Source organism: Formosa agariphila KMM 3901, assembly GCF_000723205.1.
Taxonomy (GTDB): Bacteria; Bacteroidota; Bacteroidia; order Flavobacteriales; family Flavobacteriaceae; genus Formosa; species Formosa agariphila.
Genome location: NZ_HG315671.1, coordinates 3,733,614 through 3,750,776, shown reverse-complemented (window position 1 = coordinate 3,750,776; position 17,163 = coordinate 3,733,614). Strand labels below are relative to the sequence as shown.

The 17,163-nt window shown below is 32.6% G+C and carries 21 protein-coding genes; 18 read left to right on the top strand and 3 right to left on the bottom strand.

All coding sequences use genetic code 11. The features are described from left to right. The first annotated feature begins 232 nt into the window (after window positions 1-232). The 5 genes from BN863_RS18535 (at window position 233) to BN863_RS15805 (ending at window position 3,600) form a co-directional block, all read left to right on the top strand. Window positions 233-382 (top strand): hypothetical protein, encoded by a 150-nt coding sequence (locus BN863_RS18535; RefSeq protein WP_158409042.1) that lies wholly within the window; start codon window positions 233-235, stop codon window positions 380-382. Window positions 383-438: 56 nt separating this feature from the next. Next, window positions 439-588, top strand: coding sequence for a hypothetical protein (locus tag BN863_RS18530; protein WP_158409041.1), 150 nt, complete (start codon window positions 439-441; stop codon window positions 586-588). Between the two features lie 55 nt (window positions 589-643). Beyond that, complete coding sequence (locus BN863_RS18525; protein ID WP_158409040.1) at window positions 644-793, top strand: hypothetical protein; 150 nt, start codon at window positions 644-646, stop codon at window positions 791-793. Between the two features lie 130 nt (window positions 794-923). After that, entirely contained in the window at window positions 924-2,912 is a 1,989-nt protein-coding gene (locus BN863_RS15810) for a tetratricopeptide repeat-containing sensor histidine kinase (protein WP_148304635.1), read from the top strand. 13 nt (window positions 2,913-2,925) lie between these two features. Beyond that, window positions 2,926-3,600, top strand: coding sequence for a response regulator (locus BN863_RS15805; RefSeq protein WP_038532200.1), 675 nt, complete (start codon window positions 2,926-2,928; stop codon window positions 3,598-3,600). 188 nt (window positions 3,601-3,788) lie between these two features. On the opposite strand, the gene BN863_RS15800 is transcribed toward BN863_RS15805, so the two are convergent. Beyond that, on the bottom strand, window positions 3,789-4,292 hold the full coding sequence (locus tag BN863_RS15800) for a DUF456 domain-containing protein (RefSeq protein WP_038532199.1): 504 nt from the start codon (window positions 4,290-4,292) through the stop codon (window positions 3,789-3,791). Between the two features lie 122 nt (window positions 4,293-4,414). Here BN863_RS15800 and BN863_RS15795 point away from each other — a divergent pair, with 122 nt between their 5' ends. The 3 genes from BN863_RS15795 (at window position 4,415) to BN863_RS15785 (ending at window position 6,775) form a co-directional block, all read left to right on the top strand. After that, complete coding sequence (locus BN863_RS15795) at window positions 4,415-4,774, top strand: BlaI/MecI/CopY family transcriptional regulator (RefSeq protein WP_038532198.1); 360 nt, start codon at window positions 4,415-4,417, stop codon at window positions 4,772-4,774. A gap of 2 nt (window positions 4,775-4,776) precedes the next feature. After that, window positions 4,777-6,141 (top strand): M56 family metallopeptidase, encoded by a 1,365-nt coding sequence (locus BN863_RS15790; protein WP_038532197.1) that lies wholly within the window; start codon window positions 4,777-4,779, stop codon window positions 6,139-6,141. Window positions 6,142-6,298: 157 nt separating this feature from the next. Continuing rightward, complete coding sequence (locus BN863_RS15785) at window positions 6,299-6,775, top strand: hypothetical protein (protein ID WP_038532196.1); 477 nt, start codon at window positions 6,299-6,301, stop codon at window positions 6,773-6,775. 5 nt (window positions 6,776-6,780) lie between these two features. On the opposite strand, the gene BN863_RS15780 is transcribed toward BN863_RS15785, so the two are convergent. After that, complete coding sequence (locus BN863_RS15780) at window positions 6,781-7,911, bottom strand: glycosyltransferase family 2 protein (protein WP_038532195.1); 1,131 nt, start codon at window positions 7,909-7,911, stop codon at window positions 6,781-6,783. A 3-nt stretch (window positions 7,912-7,914) separates the two neighbouring features. Further along, window positions 7,915-8,877 (bottom strand): lysylphosphatidylglycerol synthase domain-containing protein, encoded by a 963-nt coding sequence (locus BN863_RS15775; protein WP_038532193.1) that lies wholly within the window; start codon window positions 8,875-8,877, stop codon window positions 7,915-7,917. A 27-nt stretch (window positions 8,878-8,904) separates the two neighbouring features. Here BN863_RS15775 and BN863_RS15770 point away from each other — a divergent pair, with 27 nt between their 5' ends. From BN863_RS15770 to BN863_RS15725, 10 genes are all read left to right on the top strand, one after another. Beyond that, window positions 8,905-9,549 (top strand): hypothetical protein, encoded by a 645-nt coding sequence (locus tag BN863_RS15770; protein WP_051774898.1) that lies wholly within the window; start codon window positions 8,905-8,907, stop codon window positions 9,547-9,549. Then, window positions 9,549-10,142: a crossover junction endodeoxyribonuclease RuvC gene (gene ruvC, locus BN863_RS15765; protein ID WP_038532190.1), complete on the top strand. Its 594-nt coding sequence runs from the start codon at window positions 9,549-9,551 to the stop codon at window positions 10,140-10,142. The genes BN863_RS15770 and ruvC overlap by 1 nt, the downstream gene beginning before the upstream one ends. Continuing rightward, complete coding sequence (gene hemW, locus BN863_RS15760) at window positions 10,139-11,305, top strand: radical SAM family heme chaperone HemW (RefSeq protein ID WP_051774897.1); 1,167 nt, start codon at window positions 10,139-10,141, stop codon at window positions 11,303-11,305. Before ruvC ends, hemW begins: the two co-directional genes overlap by 4 nt. A gap of 14 nt (window positions 11,306-11,319) precedes the next feature. Further along, entirely contained in the window at window positions 11,320-12,075 is a 756-nt protein-coding gene (locus BN863_RS15755; protein ID WP_051774896.1) for a cyclase family protein, read from the top strand. 11 nt (window positions 12,076-12,086) lie between these two features. Further along, window positions 12,087-12,704, top strand: a complete 618-nt coding sequence (locus BN863_RS15750) for a DUF4230 domain-containing protein (protein WP_038532186.1) — start codon at window positions 12,087-12,089, stop codon at window positions 12,702-12,704. Continuing rightward, window positions 12,701-13,063 (top strand): DUF4260 domain-containing protein, encoded by a 363-nt coding sequence (locus tag BN863_RS15745; RefSeq protein WP_038532184.1) that lies wholly within the window; start codon window positions 12,701-12,703, stop codon window positions 13,061-13,063. The genes BN863_RS15750 and BN863_RS15745 overlap by 4 nt, the downstream gene beginning before the upstream one ends. Continuing rightward, window positions 13,060-13,422, top strand: a complete 363-nt coding sequence (locus BN863_RS15740) for an MmcQ/YjbR family DNA-binding protein (protein ID WP_394331980.1) — start codon at window positions 13,060-13,062, stop codon at window positions 13,420-13,422. Before BN863_RS15745 ends, BN863_RS15740 begins: the two co-directional genes overlap by 4 nt. Window positions 13,423-13,581: 159 nt before the next feature. Beyond that, on the top strand, window positions 13,582-14,412 hold the full coding sequence (locus BN863_RS15735) for a hypothetical protein (RefSeq protein ID WP_148304634.1): 831 nt from the start codon (window positions 13,582-13,584) through the stop codon (window positions 14,410-14,412). A 150-nt stretch (window positions 14,413-14,562) separates the two neighbouring features. Continuing rightward, entirely contained in the window at window positions 14,563-15,861 is a 1,299-nt protein-coding gene (locus BN863_RS15730; RefSeq protein ID WP_038532181.1) for an aminopeptidase P family protein, read from the top strand. 3 nt (window positions 15,862-15,864) lie between these two features. Continuing rightward, on the top strand, window positions 15,865-17,085 hold the full coding sequence (locus BN863_RS15725; RefSeq protein ID WP_242404043.1) for a M24 family metallopeptidase: 1,221 nt from the start codon (window positions 15,865-15,867) through the stop codon (window positions 17,083-17,085). Window positions 17,086-17,163: the final 78 nt, after the last annotated feature.

The following is a 17,163-nucleotide window of genomic DNA, read 5'->3' as shown; positions in this document are numbered from 1 at the left end:
AAAAATCACTCTAACACCTTTATCATTATGAAAACATTAAACTTACAGCCTTAGCCCTTGTATTATTTGGATTATTAACCGCTTGTGTAAATGAAGAAATGGATGACGACATGCTAGTTTCACCAGAGCACGTTGAATCAGGAGTTCTAACCGGAGGAGGAATAGACGAAATATAAAAGATAATATCACTAGATAACTAATTTTTAAAAATCACTCTAACACCTTTATCATTATGAAAACATTAAAACTTACAGCCTTAGCCCTTGTATTATTTGGATCATTAACCGCTTGTGTAAATGAAGAAATGGATGACGACATGCTAGTTTCACCAGAGCACGTTGAATCAGGAGTTCTAACCGGAGGAGGAATAGACGAAATATAAAAGATAATATCACTAGATAACTAATTTTTAAAAATCACCCTAACACCTTTATCATTATGAAAACATTAAAACTTACAGCCTTAGCCCTTGTATTATTTGGATCATTAACCGCTTGTGTAAATGAAGAAATGGATGACGACATGCTAGTTTCACCAGACCACGTTGAATCAGGAGTTCTAACCGGAGGAGGAATAGACGAAATATAAAAGATAATATCACTAGATAACTAATTTTTAAAATCCCCCTAACACCTTTATCACTATGAAAACATTAAAACTTACAGCCTTAGCCCTTGTATTATTTGGATCATTAACTGCATGTGTAAACGAAGAAATGGATGACGACATGCTAGTCTCACCAGACCAGGTAGAATCAGGAGTACTAACAGGAGGAGGAATAGACGAAATATAGCAGTTGAATAAAATTTTATCTTTTATTGAATGTATATATTGTATGTAATATTCAAAAAATATAAATACATTTGATGAAATTGATACACTAAATCTTGAATAGTTTTTTTAAAATTTTAATATTTTTTGTGTTGTATTTTTGCATTTATAATGTAGAAATAATTGCTCAAAATAAAACTAGTGATAGTATTGAAAACTTACTTCTAAAGTCGACCAACCCAACAGAGTTTAGTTTTGAAAGTAGGTTCTTATTTGCAAAACAAGCGCAACAATATTCTAACCAATTAAAATTAGATTCATTAAGTCTAATTAGTACCATACAAATAGCTAGATTATATGAAGAGCGAGGTATTTACGATTTGTTTTTATCTACTAGTCATAAAAATTTAAGAGAAGCAAAACGTCTTGGTGATTCTTTGTCGATGGCGACGGTCAATCATAATATTGCTAATTATTATTTTAAACGATCTGTAGATAGTGCATATAATTACTTTCACAAAGCCGAGAAAATTTATAGAGCTTTAAACGATGATTATAATACAGCCTCAACTTTATTAGGAATTGCTGTAATCCAAAAAAATGAAAAAGATTTTATAGGGAGTGAAGTGACCTCTGTAGAAGGAATAACGCTTTTAGATAATCTACCCGATTCTGAACAGGTTACTCGTAAAAAAGCGTATTTATATAATAATTTAGGACTCGTTTTTGATCAGCTAGAGCAATTTGATGATGCTATTAATTATCATAATAAATCGTTAGAGTTAAAACGAAGTTTAAAGGGTGATAATAGCGAAACCATTAACAACTCCAAGAATAATTTAGCTTTAGCATATAAAAATTCAGGTGCTTACAGCATCGCTTTAAATTATTATGAAGATATTCTAAGTAATAAATCTCTTAAAAAAAAGAGACCCGATATTTATGCACTCGTGTTGGACAACTATGCCCATACACAATACCTTAATAATGATGAAGATCAGGTTCTAAAGTTGTATTTAGAAGCTTTGCACATTTGTGATTCTATTAACTCCTCCTACAATTCGATTATGATTAATCAGCATTTAGCTGAATTTTATAATGATAGAAAACAAATGGATTCAGCTAGATATTATGCCTATAATGCTAAGGAACTTTCGAAGGATTATCATAACGATGATTTTTTAGAGTCTTTATTATTGTTGTCACGAATAGAAGTAGACAGTATCGCGGTTAAGCATTACAAGGATTACATTCATTTAAACGATAGCCTTCAAAAAAGTGAACGTAATGTTCGTAATAAATTCGCTAGAATTAGATACGAGACTAAAGAAATAGAACTTAAAAATAAAAAAATCACCCAAGAACGACTCTCGTTCATGTTGCTGTCTGTAGGGTTATTATTAACTTCATTTTTAATAATTGTCATTATATCTCAACGAAATAAAAATAAATCATTACAATTTAAACAGCGCCAGCAACAAGCTAATGAGGAAATATACAACCTTATGCTATCTCAACAAGATAAGGTCGATGAAGCTCGAACGCTAGAAAAACGTAGAATCTCTGAAGAATTACACGATGGTATTTTAGGCCGCCTTTTTGGAACGCGATTAAGTTTAGATAGCTTAAACGCAAGTAAAACTAACGATGCTATAGAAACACGAAGTAACTATATTGATGAATTAAAATCTATTGAGGCAGAAATTAGAAAAGTTTCTCACGACTTAAACACAGACTTTGTATCGAACTCTGGATATATCGATATTGTAAAAACACTTTTAGAAAAGCAATCTATAGCTTACGACATAAAATGTGACTTGAAATATGAAGATAATATTAATTGGGAAGATATTTCAAATAAAACCAAAATTCATTTTTATAGAATTATTCAAGAAGCGCTTCAAAACACCTATAAACATGCCAAAGCAGATTATATAACTATTGATTTTTATAAAAAAGATGATGATATTTGTTTAGACATTTGCGATAATGGCGTAGGTTTTGATCTCTCAAAATCGAAGAAAGGAATAGGCTTAAAAAACATGTCGTCTAGAGTAAATGAAATTGAAGGATTTTTAACTGTAAAATCGAATATAAACGAGGGGACCAAAATTTCAATTAGAACCCCTCTAAACAACTAAATAAAGATAATAAATGAAAGAGACTATTAGAATTTTAATGACCGACGATCATCCAATGATTATTGAAGGCTATCAAAATACATTGTTATCTACTAAAAAACCAAATCAAGAACTAATTATGCAAACCGCTAATAATTGCGATGAGTCGATTACGGCCATGCATCGTAGCATTAGTAGAGGAGAGCATTTCGATGTTTTATTTATTGATATAAAAATACCACCATCATCAGATGGAAAATTTACCAGCGGCCAAGACCTTGCTAGATATGCAAGAAAAATTTTACCAGAAGCCAAGATTGTAATTCTTACTATGTTTAACGAAACGTATCGTATTCATAATATTGTTGAAGAGTTAAAGCCAGAAGGTTTCCTAATTAAAAGCGACTTAACATCCAGAGAATTAGCAAGTGCATTTCAGGCCATCTTAAATAATCCGCCATTTTACAGCGGAACTGTAAGTAAGTACTTAAAGCAAACTATAATTAGTGATATTTATTTAGACGATAAAAATCGTCGAATTCTATATTTACTATCTCAAGGTGTTAAAACTAAAAACCTTGCAGAGCATATCGATTTATCTTTAAGTGGTGTCGAAAAACGTAAAAAGCAATTAAAGTTATTATTCGGTATTGAAGATGGGCAAGACGAATCTTTAATTATTGAAGCTAAGAATTTAGGATTTATTTAAAGAAATTGCTAAATACTTTAAAAAAAGTGCAAAAAGTACGGTTTTCCCGCAATAAAAACTTAAAAAGACTCCTTATCTTTGATAAATAGGTATCAACTTGTTAGGAAATATTCCAAAAGAAATTAATTGTTGATAATAGCAAAATTAGTATCAAGCCTTATAACCCTCATTATAAGGCTTTTTTTATGTTATATAAATCCTTCCTTATACTGCCAAAACAAACGAATAAATAATCCGAAGTATACCACGGCAATTATAAATTTTAAAAGCGTACCTGTTACAAAACCTAAAAAAGAACCAAAAGCAGCTTTTGCAGCTGTTTTATGATTGGCTTTATACATCATTTCTCCAATAAAGGCACCAACGAAAGGCCAAATTATAATTCCGAGAAATCCTAAAACAGGAAAAATCATAGAAACCACAAGTCCAATAGTCGTACCAATTACACCATATTTACTACCTCCAAATTTCTTGGTCCCCATGGCTGGAATGGCGTAATCTAAAATTACAATTACAATTGCTATAAGTAAAGTAATCCCTAAAAAGGTCCAATCGTTGGGAATGGTTTTGGTTAAGTACAACAATAACAAACCTACCCAAGATATTGGAGGCCCCGGTAATACGGGTAAAAAACTACCCAAAAGCCCAACAATCATACATATAAAACCGAGTATAATAAGTAAGATATCCATTTGTAATATTTTAAGTTTTAGCGAAGTTACATATTTAATTTATTGTTTTTGTAACTAAAAAATTAGTTCAAACTAAATATTTAGTTATATTTGTTTCAAGGTTAAACTAAAAACTTAGTTAAATGAAGGCGTTAACAAAAGCAGAAGAAGAAATTATGCAAGTGCTTTGGCAGTTAGAACAAGGCAATGTAAAAGCTATAATTGAAGAATTACCAGAACCAAAACCAGCTTACAATACAATATCTACCATAGTACGTATTTTAGAAAGTAAAGGCTTTGTAGATTATGAAAAGCAGGGTAAGGGACATATTTATTTTCCGTTAGTCTCTAAACAAGACTATAGTAACCAATCGTTAAACACGTTGGTAGATAATTATTTTCAAGGGTCGTTTAAAAGTTTAGTCTCATTTTTCGTGAAGAAAAACGATGTGAGTTTAAATGATTTGGAAGCCATGATGAAGGAAATTGAAAAAAATAAATAATTATGTTACACTACATCCTACAAACCATAGCGTTCCAGTTGTTTTTTTTAATGGTGTACGATTTATTTTTAAAACGTGAAACCTTCTTTAATTGGAACCGGTTCTACTTATTATTTACACCAATTGCTTCATTAGTATTGCCTTTAATTAAAATTGAAGCTTTTAGAAATGTTTTGCCTCAAAACTATATTGTGCAATTGCCAGCCGTAATCTTAAATCCAGATGCATCAACTGTACAGACACAGTTATTACCGACGGTTTACCTTAAAAATAGCAGTTCGTTTTGGTCGTGGGAATTCATATTATATGTTGGTATTTATGTGTCCGCTTTTATATTTATTTTCAAAATGTTTAAGCTCTTTAAAACAATCAACATAAGTGAAAAGAATACTGCAAGCGGACTTACTATTATCACCTTAAAAAACAGTTCTGCAGCATTTTCATTTTTTAATTATGTCTTTTTAGGCGATGCCATAAATCCTAAAAATTATCAAACTATTTTGGCTCACGAATGTGTTCATAAAAGTCAGAAACACAGTGCCGATTTATTGTTTTTCGAACTTCTTCGAATCCTATTTTGGTTTAATCCGTTAGTGTATATGTACCAAAACAGAATGGTTACACTTCACGAATATATTGCCGATGCTTTAGTTGTGAAACAACAAGATAAAGTGACCTACTATCAGAACTTGTTAAGTCAAGTTTTCGATGTCAATCATATTTCATTCATCAATCCATTTTTTAAACAATCATTAATCAAAAAACGAATCATTATGTTAACAAAATCGAAATCAAAACAAATTCATTTATTAAAGTATGCCATGCTTATTCCTATGGTTTTTGCAATGCTATTGTATACGTCTTGTGATAAAGAGGCTGACAATTCTGAATCTACCGAAATTCAAACAAGTAAAGATAAGATTCAGGAAAAAATAGATAAGATTATGGAGGAAAATCCGAATGTAAAAATTAAAATAATAGAAGAGGATTCTGTAATAGATGATGATATAGAAGTGCCTTATAGCGTTGTAGAGCAAGTACCTATATTTCCAGGATGCGAAGATTTACCTGCGGCGGAACAAAAAGGTTGCTTTTCTGGTGAAATTTCTAAATTTGTAGGGCAAAATTATAATATAGATTTAGCAACAACATTAGGACTTTCAGGAAGACAACGCATTAATGTATTGTTTAAAATTGACAAAAGTGGAAACATTACAGGTGTAAGGGCAAGAGCGCCTCACCCTAAATTAGAAGAGGAGGCTATTCGAGTAATTAATGAATTACCTAAAATGATACCAGGAGAACAAAAGGGAATAGCTGTTACTGTACCATATTCTTTACCAATAGTGTTTGAAATTAAAGAGTAGTCATTTTAAGATTATATCGAACAAAACTGAAGCTAATCACTTCGGTTTTTTTGTTTTAAGGGAAATAGAATCGACTTTAATCAATTTAATTTAAGAATTGGTTCGGAAAAAGTGTTAAATACTAAAAATATTGTATTTTCGATTTTCATCTTAAACTATGAAGCATTTCGTATTTATACTTGCATTACTATTAGTCTGCGCTTGCGACGATTTAAAGGTGAAAAAAACATCTACCGAAGCCATTTTAAATGAAGAATTACAATCGTTTAAATGGAATGAAATCGACGAATATCCTACCTTTATTTCTTGCCAAACATCAGGATCGCAGCAAGACCGTAAACTATGTTTCGAGCAAACATTAGCTACTACTATTTTAAATCGATTAGAAGCTGAGCGAATTATTGTAAACCGCGATGTGTTAGATACGTTGCTTATTCAGTTTAAAATTTCAGATTCCGGTGAGTTAAGTCTGCTAAACTTTAAAGTTGACTCTCTTACTCAAGCCGAAATTCCGAATATTAAATTTTTAGTCACCTCTAGTTTGGATAGTTTGCCAGCTATCGAGCCCGCTATAAAACGCGGACAAAAAGTGAATTCAGAATTTACGCTTCCAATTATTATAAAAGTGAATTAGTCGAGTTATTTCGCAAACTGTCTGTCTTTCCAAGTGTACGATGTAAATAGCGATGCAACTGCTACATACGAGCAAAATATAGGATATAAAATAGCAACTACTGGATACCATTTTAAATGTTTTTTCTGATTAAAAAATACCGCGCTTTTATAGATAAGCATAAAGTCGATATGAAATTTTACGAGGCAAATAATTGTAAAATATATAGGTGAAAAATCTTCAAAACACATAAATATAAATAAGCAAATCCATAAAGCATTCATGCTTAAAACCAAGAGCCCTGTAATCTGACTAAATGTATTTTTATAGGCTTTTGTTTTAGATGCCCAACGTTTACGCTGACTAATTAAATCGCCTAATGTAGGTTGCGCATGCGTGTAAATTACGGCATCAATCGATTTTAAATACTTAACGCTTTCAGGTTGCGCTTTACTGATTTTTTCAAGTAAAAAAATATCGTCACCGCTTGCAATAGAATCATTTTCTGCAAATCCGTTTACCTTGTAAAAACCTTGTTTTGTGTACCCCAAATTAGCACCATTACATAGAAAAGGTGTGTTGATGCCGAATCCACCAACAGTTGCTCCCTGTAAACTCATTACATCAAACCACTGAAAAATAGTTAAAAATTTAGACGTTGTAAAATAGGTAACAGGAGCCACGATTAATTGACAATCCGGATGCCCTTGAATAAAAGCATTAAAGGTGTTTAGCCACGTTTTAGGCAGTACACAATCGGCATCGGTAGTTAATATCCAGCTGAATTGAGCATGAGAAATCGCTAAGCTAATTGCGTCTTTTTTAGGCGAGTTAGAGTGGCGTTTATTTTGGAGTAATGTAATTTGTAACTCACGATGTGTTTGTGTAAAATGGTTAACAATACTTTCGGAAATATCTTCAGACCCATCATTTATAAGAATAATTTCAAAATGATTTTTAGAGTAATCTAATTCAGAAATAGATTGTAATAATTCAGGTAAATGTTTGGCTTCATTCCTAAAGGGGATAACAATAGAGAAACTGGTTTCATTAGAATGCGTATGAGGTTTAAACGTCTTAACTTTTGTAAATCCCCAATACAAACTCCCAATTAAAAAGGTGTATAATGTTAATGTGATTAGACTAAAAATTATCATATGTTAAGATTTTGGAAGTTTAAAACGCATAACAAAATAACTTCCAAAAAAACTTGGTAAAACCACGTTTAAAATCCACATAAGTGTAATGCAACTTAATATAATAGTTCCATTAATGTCGAAAAACGAAAATAAATACACTGCAATACTACCTTTTAAAATCACATCAAAAACAAAAACACTTGGGAGAATTGAAGCTAAAAGATACATGCTGGACAGGGCCATCATGGTGTTTAGATAACTTAAATCTACTTGAAATAATTGCAGTAATAGGTAAAATTGAAATGAAAAAATAAAATATCTTAGGGTAGAAAATAAAAGTGTTTTCATCAGTAAACTAAGAGAAATAGCCGATAAAAAGCGTTTAATTTTTAAGAGCCATGTTTCTGGTTTTAAATAGGTTTTTGCTAGTACTATTAGAGCTGTTACTAAGAGTCCGAAAATTAAATATTGTGACCAATGCAGTGTTTTATAATCGAAATGTATAGGAAATGTACTGCTAAAAAATAGTAAACCCAAACTTCCAAAAAAGGTGGTGACACACATTTGAGCGAAGTTTCCAAGTCCGTTTAATCCCATTATTTTCGCTCTAAGATTGGAAGGGAAATATAAGGCCTTCGCACCATAATCTCCAATACGGTTAGGCGTAAAAAGAGAAGCCGTATGTGCGCCTAAAGTTTGTTCGGTAGCGCGTTTTAAAGAAATCCGTTTAAAAGTACTTACTAAATACTTCCATTTTAAAATTTCAAAAAACCAATTTAAACAAGATAATACCGTAATAAGTAGCAGGGATTGTAAAGAGAAACCTGTTTCAGAATTTAAAATAGTCCAAAATTGGGAGAAGGATAACTCATCGTTATCAGCTAGTTTAGAATAGATAAAATAGAAACTAAAGGCAATTATACTTATCTTAACCAGATAAATTAAAACTGAATGCGATTTATAAGTAAGTGCCTTGGCGTACATAGTGCAAATTAAACCTTTTATTGTAAGATGTCTTCTAAATTAAAAAAACAAAAATACATTTCTGCCTTAGTTATTTTATTAATCTTTACTTCTTTCCACGGGATTGCTCAAATAGATGAAGATGTACTGCGATTAGAATTTAGTGTTGGTGGTAATCACGCCTTAAGCAGTGGGTTTTCCGAAGGGTATTCGGGAAAAGGATTTAATATACCTTCAGTGAATTTAGGGGCTCAATACCTGTTTACAGAAAAGCTTGGTGCTAAATTAGATCTAGGGTTTAATCGTATAAAGGGTGAAGACGATAGCTTTAAAATTAATTATACCCGCGTAAATATTCAAGGGGTATACAATTATTCTAAACTGGTTGGTATAAAAGATAAATCAGATTTTAAACTTCTGGCTCATGCTGGTCCTGGGTATACATTTGTAAGGCCTTTAGGTGGGTTAAAAAATGTAGATCAAAATTATTTTAATGCTATTATTGGAACAAATGCGGTATATGCTTTAAATAGAAATACAAGTTTATTGTTCGATGTTTCTTATGTTCATGGGTTTACAGAACCAGATGTGTATACACCTTTTACAGATGGATTAGGAGCTTTTAATGGCAGTATCGTTACCTTTACAGTTGGCATTTCCCTATCTTTGAGCGGATGTTATTATTGTAATTAATGAGTAAAGAACGTATTATTTTAGGGATTGACCCCGGAACCACAATTATGGGATTTGGACTGATAAAAGTTGTGGGGAAAACCATGTCTTTTTTGCAATTAAATGAATTAGATTTAAAAAAATACGATGACCATTATTTAAAACTTAAACTCATTTTTGAGCGGACTATCGAGCTTATCGAAACGCATCACCCAGACGAAATAGCTATTGAAGCTCCTTTCTTCGGGAAGAACGTACAAAGTATGCTTAAACTAGGGCGTGCACAAGGCGTTGCCATGGCTGCAGGTTTGTCTCGCGAAGTTCCAATTACCGAATATTCGCCAAAGAAAATAAAGATGGCAATAACCGGAAATGGTAATGCCAGTAAAGAACAGGTTGCTAGAATGCTTCAAAGTGTATTAGGATTAAAATCACTTCCTAAAAATCTCGATTCTACCGATGGACTTGCCGCAGCAGTGTGTCATTTTTATAATGAAGGTCGTGTAGAAGTTGGGAAGAACTATACCGGTTGGGATGCTTTTGTAAAGCAAAACGAGAAGCGTGTTACCGCTCCTAAAGTCTCGAAAACGAGAATAAATAGCATTAAAAAATGATACTAAATACAGATTCTAATCGTACAGAATTAGTTGAAGGTGTTGGCATTTACATCCACATTCCATTTTGTAAACAAGCATGTTTTTATTGCGATTTTCATTTTTCTACATCCTTAAAAAAGAAGGATGAGTTAATTGATGCTTTAATTGTAGAACTGGAATTACGAAAATCTGAATTTGAAAACGATACAGTTGCTACTATATATTTTGGAGGCGGAACGCCTAGTTTGCTGTCTCTAGAAGAGATTAATCAGATTTTAAACGCTGTATTTTTAAATTATAAAGTGATTGAAAATCCTGAAATTACTTTAGAAGCCAATCCAGACGATTTATCGGAAACTAAAATATTAGAGCTAGCTAAAAGTAAAATAAACCGTCTAAGTATTGGCGTACAATCGTTTTTTGAAACTGATTTAAAACTGATGAATCGCGCACATAATGCTACAGAAGCAAAGCAGTGTTTAGACTTGGCAACTCAGTATTTCGATAATATTTCGGTCGATTTAATCTACGGAATTCCAGGAGCAACTCATGAGCAATGGCAAGAAAATATTCAAACTGTTTTAGATTTTAATATTCCGCATATTTCAAGTTACGCCCTAACGGTCGAGCCAAAAACGGCCTTAGAATCATTAATAAAAAAAGGGAAGATTGAAGATGTCGATGAGGTGCATGCAGAGACTCAGTTTCATATGTTAATCGACGAATTAAAAGCGGCTAATTTTCAGCATTACGAATTATCGAATTTTGGTAAATCAGGTTATTTTAGTATAAACAATTCAGCCTATTGGAAAGGCAAAAAATATATTGGTATTGGGCCTTCGGCACATTCTTTTAACGGAGAATCTCGCAGTTGGAACATTGCTAATAATTCAAAATATATTATGGCCATTCAATTTAAAGAATTGCCTAGTGAAGTAGAAATTTTATCACTTAACGATAAATATAACGAATACGTTATGACGGGTTTACGTACCATTTGGGGCGTGTCTTTACAAACTGTAGAGACCGTATTTGGTTCCGATTTTAAATCTTATATACTGAATCAATCAGAAAAATATTTAAAAGAAGAATTGTTGTATATTGATGGTGATAATCTTAAAGTTAGTACAAAAGGTAAATTTTTAAGCGACGGCATTGCGTCCCACCTTTTTAAGATTTAAATGTAGTATTTATTATGATTGCAAGCATTCAAACAAATTCAAAAAAATATCAAATCGATTTAACAAAACCAATCGATATTTCTATTCCTTTACGAGCGTCTAGTACTAATGTTTCGGCATTTTATGTAGAGCCTCCAGTAATAGAGCCAATTAAAGATGATGAAGGGTTTTTAGCACGTGTTTCCGATGGTGCGGCGTTTAATTTTAACACCGTTTCATTTACACCACACGGGCATGGTACACACACCGAATGTGTGGGGTATGTATCTCGAGAGTTTAATTCGGTTAACGAAAATTTAAAACAGTTTTTCTTCTTAGCAGAGGTCATTACTGTGGCAGTAGAGAAATTAGGAGAAGATTTGGTAATTTCTAAAAAACAACTTCAGTTTGCTTTAGGAAATAAAAAACGAAAAGCAGTAGTTATTAGAACCATCCCGAATACTGTAGATAAATTGACTATGCAATATTCGCATACCAATCCGCCGTATTTACTAGAAGATGCTGCCATATATTTAAGAGAAAAAGGGGTTGAGCATTTGTTGGTAGATTTACCAAGTTTAGATAAAGAAAAGGATGATGGCGAATTGCTAGCGCATCATGCCTTTTGGAATACTCAAGGAAAGGTGAGGAAAAATGCAACAATTACCGAGTTAATTTATGTTCAGAATTTTGTGCAAGACGGCACCTATTTTCTGAATTTACAAATTGCGCCTTTCGAAAATGATGCAACGCCCAGTAAACCCATTTTATACGAGGTAATTACTAACTAATTTCTGTAAGCATGTTCGAAAACTCATTAATGGTGCTTCTTGGTGTTGTAACGACATATTGGGGATTTACCATTTTTAAAAAGAAGGAAAAAAAGGACCTTACCGAAAAACAGTCTACCATACTTTTAGAAAAAATTAAAAGTGTTTGTAAACTTATTACGGTAGAAGGGGAGTTTGCCGAAATTTATCATCACGAAAATATTAAAGAGCATTTTTTAGGATTGTTCTCTAGTAAGCGTAAAGCATTAATTGTAATTAATGCAAAGGTTCATATAGGGTACGATTTTGCAAAATTAAAAATGCATACAGATACGTTGAATAAAAAAATCGTAATTGAATATATGCCGCAACCCGAAGTCTTATCTATAGAACCAGATCTAAGATATTACGACATAAGAAACGGTTTGTTTAATAAGTTTGCTTCAGAAGATTTAACGGTATTAAATAAAGAAGCTAAACAACATATTTTGGATAAAATTCCAGAAAGTGGTTTAATGATAACTGCAAGAAAAGAAGCACTTCAAGCCATTTTAATGATAGAAAAAATTGTTGAAACCATAGAGTGGGAGCTTGATTATTCAGCTTTAAAGATTGAAGATAAAACCATTGAAAAAATCAAGCACTTATGAAAACTATACTAAAGCTAGAAGAAATTGCAATGTTGATGTTGTCTGTTTTTTTATTTTCCAATTTAACTTTTGATTGGTGGTGGTATTTAGTATTGTTTTTCTTGCCCGATGCTGGTTTTGTGGGCTATGTGTTTAACACACGATTAGGTGCATTTCTATATAATATATTACATCATAAAGGGGTTGCCATTGTGCTTTATATAGCGGGTGCAATATGGCAAATAGAAGCCTTGCAATTGGCAGGAATTATTATGTTTGGACATGCCGCTTTTGATCGTATCTTCGATTACGGATTAAAATATACAGACAGTTTTCATAACACGCATTTAGGACATATAGGAAAATCTTCGGAGTCATGATTAATATCGAGCAACTTTACGATTACTGCTTAAAAAAGAAAGGGGTTACCGAAACATTTCCGTTCGATGATAATGCGCTTGTTTTAAAAGTATTAGATAAAATATTTCTGCTAACTTCGTTAAAAAGTTGGGAAGCTGGAGAACCTACAATAAATTTAAAATGCGACCCTACAAAAGCAGAATCTCTAAGAGGTACTTATAATAGTATTCGGCCTGGATTCCATATGAATAAAAAACACTGGAATACCATGCATTTAAATCAAGGAGACTTACCAATGCCTTTAGTGTTAGAACTTATAGATCATTCTTATGATTTGGTGGTTCAAGGTTTGCCTAAAAAATTAAAAGATACTTTGTAGTTTTTGTTAAGTAATTGTAAATCAATGAAATATTATAGTTGTTTTTTAGTACCTTAGGTTGCTGCCCTCCCAAGTAGAACTAAAATTAATAGAAGCTGTACTGCTCAAAATGAGCAGTAGAGCTATCTAATTTTGTATTAATTTTAATTCTACTATGTTATGAAATCTTATCGTCTTCTTAGTTGTTTAGTATTTTTTAGTTGTATGTATTCTTTGAATGTGGTTGCACAAAAAACGCAATCGGAATCTCCCAAATATATAACAGTAACCTACCATTATTGGGATTTTTCTAGTCAAGATTTAGATATGAATGCATGGAAAATGGGGGAACAAGAGTACTTTGATAAGGTTACCGATAAAAATGAATTTATAAGATCATCTACATATTATCTTCACCGTTTTTCAGATGATAGTAGCGAAATCTTATTAGTGCAATCTTTTAATTCTTGGAGCGATATAGAGAAGTCTACCATTAGAAATTCTGAACTAGAACTTGATGCTTGGCCAGATGAGGCTGAGCGCAACGATTTTTTAAAGAATATGTCTAAATTTTATAAACTCTATCATTCCGATGAAATTTATGCGACCCTTCCACAAATAAAGCCTTTAACAGAATTTGCGACTCCCGAAAAAGAATTATTGCTTTATGTTAGAAAAAGTCACTTTTCAAAAGACGGAAATGGCCCAGATGCAGAGTTCGAATCGCTTCAGAAAATATATCTAGATAAAATTTTTAAAAAGAACGAATACATAAAAGGGTACTATGCTAATATTCACGCTTGGGGTTCCGATAAAACAGAATTTATTGAAGCTTTTTATGTGCGGTCTTATTCAGATTTAGATCTGATGTTCCTTAAAAATGAAGAGTTGATTTCTCAAGCGTGGACTAATGAATCTGATAGATTAAAAATGAACGCACGCTATTCAAATTATTTTACGGGTATTCACGGTGATTATATATACGTGGCAGTTCCTGAATTTTCTAAATAAAATAAAGTGTTTTGCTTTTTTTGTGTGTTTTAATTCGGTGTATAAAAGCTTCAAAAACAGGTGAATCAAAATGAGGATGCCGAAAACCGATTTCAGCTAAAAAAATAACCTTAAATTTGGATACTTTTCATCAATTTAGAATCCAAATATATGCGATATAAACAGATTTCAAATTCACTTTTCAAAAATAATAGAGCACGTTTTAGCAAGAGTATGGCACCTAATACCATTGCTGTTTTAACGTCTAACGATATTAAGCATAATAATGCAGACGATATGATGGGGTTTACCCAAAATAACGATTTGTTTTATTTGTCGGGTATCGATCAAGAAGAATCTATTCTAGTGTTATACCCAGATGCTAATAAAGTAGAAAACCGCGAGATATTATTTGTTAAAGAAACATCGGAACAAATTAAAATTTGGGATGGCGACAAATTAACAAAAGAACAAGCTGCAGAAATATCTGGAGTTAAACGTGTAGAGTGGGTACATGACTTCGAAAAACTATTACAATTTATGGCTTTCGAAGCCGATGGTTTTTATTTAGGACATAACGAACATGTAAAACGCATTACCTATAATCAGCAAACACAGCAGGATCGTATGATTTTATGGATAAAAGAAAAATATCCATTGCATAATCTACACCGAGTTGCAAAGCTTACACGTGCATTACGTCCTGTAAAATCTGTTGAAGAAATTGATTTAATGCAACATGCAGCCGATATTAGTGTAGAGAGTTTTAAACGTGCATTAAGAGCAACTAAACCCGGCGTAAAAGAATATGAAATTGAAGCAGAACTTATTTATCATCTTACAAAATCTGGAGCTACGCGTCATGCGTTTACTCCCATAGTTGCTTCTGGTAAAAACGCTTGTGCGCTTCATTATAACGATAACGATGATGTGTGTCAGGATGGTGAAATGATTTTAATGGATTTTGGAGTCTGTTATGCCAATTATAATAGCGATACTACAAGATGTTTTCCTGTAAATGGAACGTTTTCAAAACGTCAAAAAGAAGTGTATACCTCGGTTTTAAATTGTTTAAAAACAGGAAGTAAATTATTAAAACCTGGAGTGTTATCGGCAGATTATGAAAAACAAATGGGAAAACTGGTTGAAACAGAATTAATTAAATTAGGGCTTTTAAATGCTAAAGATGTTGCAGAACAAGACCCTGAAAAACCATTGTATAAAAAATATTATATGCACGGTTCGGCTCACCATATTGGTTTAGATGTTCATGATGTAGGCTTGTATTATCGTCCGTTTGAAGCAGGTATGGTACTCACTTGCGAACCTGGAATTTATATCCCAGAAGAAGGCATTGGTTGCCGATTAGAAAATGATTATTTAATTACTGAAGACGGTAATCGTAATCTTACGGAAGCGATGCCAATTGAAATAGAGGACATTGAATTAATAATGAAAAACAACAAGTAAAGGATGATGACATTAGGATTAGGAGGCTCTACAGTTGAAGCCGAATTAGCTGCAATACAATCCAAAGCACATTTAGTACAACCTATAAAAAGTGATGCTTATCCAAAGCGTATAAAGCATGCATTACAATTAATGAAGCAAGAACATGTATCGGCAGTTTATTTACATGCGGGTACAAATCTATTTTATTTTACAGGGACAAAATGGAATTCTAGCGAACGCATGGTTGGTGCTTTGTTATTAACAGACGGAAGTATTCATTATATCGCGCCACATTTTGAAGAAGGTACTATTCTAGATTTTATGGAGTTCGAAGGTCTAGTTCATGGTTGGGAAGAGCATGAAAGTCCGTTTGAATTGCTTGTCTCTATTTTAAAAGCAAACGGAATCTCAAGTGGTAAGATTGCCATGGATGAAGTGACTCCGTTTTTTATTATAGATGGTGTTTTAAATTGTCAGACCGATTATAAATTAGTCAATGCAAAGTCTATTACAGCAGGTTGTCGAATGATTAAATCTGATGAAGAAATTGCAATCATGCAAACAGCAATGGATATTACTATGGATATTCATAAAGCGGTAGCACGTATTTTAAAACCAGGAATTTCGGCACAAACTGTGGTCGATTTTATTCATGAAGCTCATAAGCGTTACGGTGCTCCCGAAGGCTCTTACTTCTGCATCGTGTTGTTTGGTGTGGATACTTCTTTTCCGCATGGTGTGAAAAAACCTAAAGATTTAGAAGAAAACGATGTGGTGTTAATAGATACAGGTTGTATGCTTCACGATTATATTTCGGACATTACAAGAACTTATGTGTATGGAGAAATTACAGACGAACAACGTCGTATTTGGAATTTAGAACGCGAAGCACAGTTTGCAGCATTTAAAGCGGCTCAATTAGGCGAAACCTGTGGGTCTATAGATAGTGCAGTTAGAAAAACCTTAGAAGCAAACGGATTAGGTCCAGATTATAATTTACCTGGATTACCGCACAGAACGGGTCACGGTATTGGTTTAGATATTCACGAATGGCCGTATTTGGTAAAAACAGATCAAACGGTTTTAAAGCCAGGCATGTGTTTTAGTAATGAACCTATGTTAGTCGTTCCTAATGCATTTGGAATACGTTTAGAAGATCATATTTATATGACAGAGAACGGCCCAAAATGGTTTACAGAACCAGCACATAGTATTGAAAATCCTTTTGGACTTTCAGAGTAATTTAAGAATTGTGTATTAAATAAGATAATGAAGACTGCTAAAGTAATTAAACGTTTGTCGTAATTCGTTTTAAACCGT

Excerpts from the sequence above, each read along its gene's own strand:
- BN863_RS18535 (WP_158409042.1), top strand. The coding sequence starts at position 233 with ATGAAAACATTAAAACTTACAGCCTTAGCCCTTGTATTATTTGGATCA.
- BN863_RS18530 (WP_158409041.1), top strand. The coding sequence starts at position 439 with ATGAAAACATTAAAACTTACAGCCTTAGCCCTTGTATTATTTGGATCA.
- BN863_RS18525 (WP_158409040.1), top strand. The coding sequence starts at position 644 with ATGAAAACATTAAAACTTACAGCCTTAGCCCTTGTATTATTTGGATCA.
- BN863_RS15805 (WP_038532200.1), top strand. The coding sequence starts at position 2,926 with ATGAAAGAGACTATTAGAATTTTAATGACCGACGATCATCCAATGATT.
- BN863_RS15800 (WP_038532199.1), bottom strand. The coding sequence starts at position 4,292 with ATGGATATCTTACTTATTATACTCGGTTTTATATGTATGATTGTTGGG.
- BN863_RS15795 (WP_038532198.1), top strand. The coding sequence starts at position 4,415 with ATGAAGGCGTTAACAAAAGCAGAAGAAGAAATTATGCAAGTGCTTTGG.
- BN863_RS15790 (WP_038532197.1), top strand. The coding sequence starts at position 4,777 with ATGTTACACTACATCCTACAAACCATAGCGTTCCAGTTGTTTTTTTTA.
- BN863_RS15785 (WP_038532196.1), top strand. The coding sequence starts at position 6,299 with ATGAAGCATTTCGTATTTATACTTGCATTACTATTAGTCTGCGCTTGC.
- BN863_RS15780 (WP_038532195.1), bottom strand. The coding sequence starts at position 7,911 with ATGATAATTTTTAGTCTAATCACATTAACATTATACACCTTTTTAATT.
- BN863_RS15775 (WP_038532193.1), bottom strand. The coding sequence starts at position 8,877 with ATGTACGCCAAGGCACTTACTTATAAATCGCATTCAGTTTTAATTTAT.
- BN863_RS15770 (WP_051774898.1), top strand. The coding sequence starts at position 8,905 with ATGTCTTCTAAATTAAAAAAACAAAAATACATTTCTGCCTTAGTTATT.
- ruvC (WP_038532190.1), top strand. The coding sequence starts at position 9,549 with ATGAGTAAAGAACGTATTATTTTAGGGATTGACCCCGGAACCACAATT.
- hemW (WP_051774897.1), top strand. The coding sequence starts at position 10,139 with ATGATACTAAATACAGATTCTAATCGTACAGAATTAGTTGAAGGTGTT.
- BN863_RS15755 (WP_051774896.1), top strand. The coding sequence starts at position 11,320 with ATGATTGCAAGCATTCAAACAAATTCAAAAAAATATCAAATCGATTTA.
- BN863_RS15750 (WP_038532186.1), top strand. The coding sequence starts at position 12,087 with ATGTTCGAAAACTCATTAATGGTGCTTCTTGGTGTTGTAACGACATAT.
- BN863_RS15745 (WP_038532184.1), top strand. The coding sequence starts at position 12,701 with ATGAAAACTATACTAAAGCTAGAAGAAATTGCAATGTTGATGTTGTCT.
- BN863_RS15740 (WP_394331980.1), top strand. The coding sequence starts at position 13,060 with ATGATTAATATCGAGCAACTTTACGATTACTGCTTAAAAAAGAAAGGG.
- BN863_RS15735 (WP_148304634.1), top strand. The coding sequence starts at position 13,582 with ATGAAATCTTATCGTCTTCTTAGTTGTTTAGTATTTTTTAGTTGTATG.
- BN863_RS15730 (WP_038532181.1), top strand. The coding sequence starts at position 14,563 with ATGCGATATAAACAGATTTCAAATTCACTTTTCAAAAATAATAGAGCA.
- BN863_RS15725 (WP_242404043.1), top strand. The coding sequence starts at position 15,865 with ATGATGACATTAGGATTAGGAGGCTCTACAGTTGAAGCCGAATTAGCT.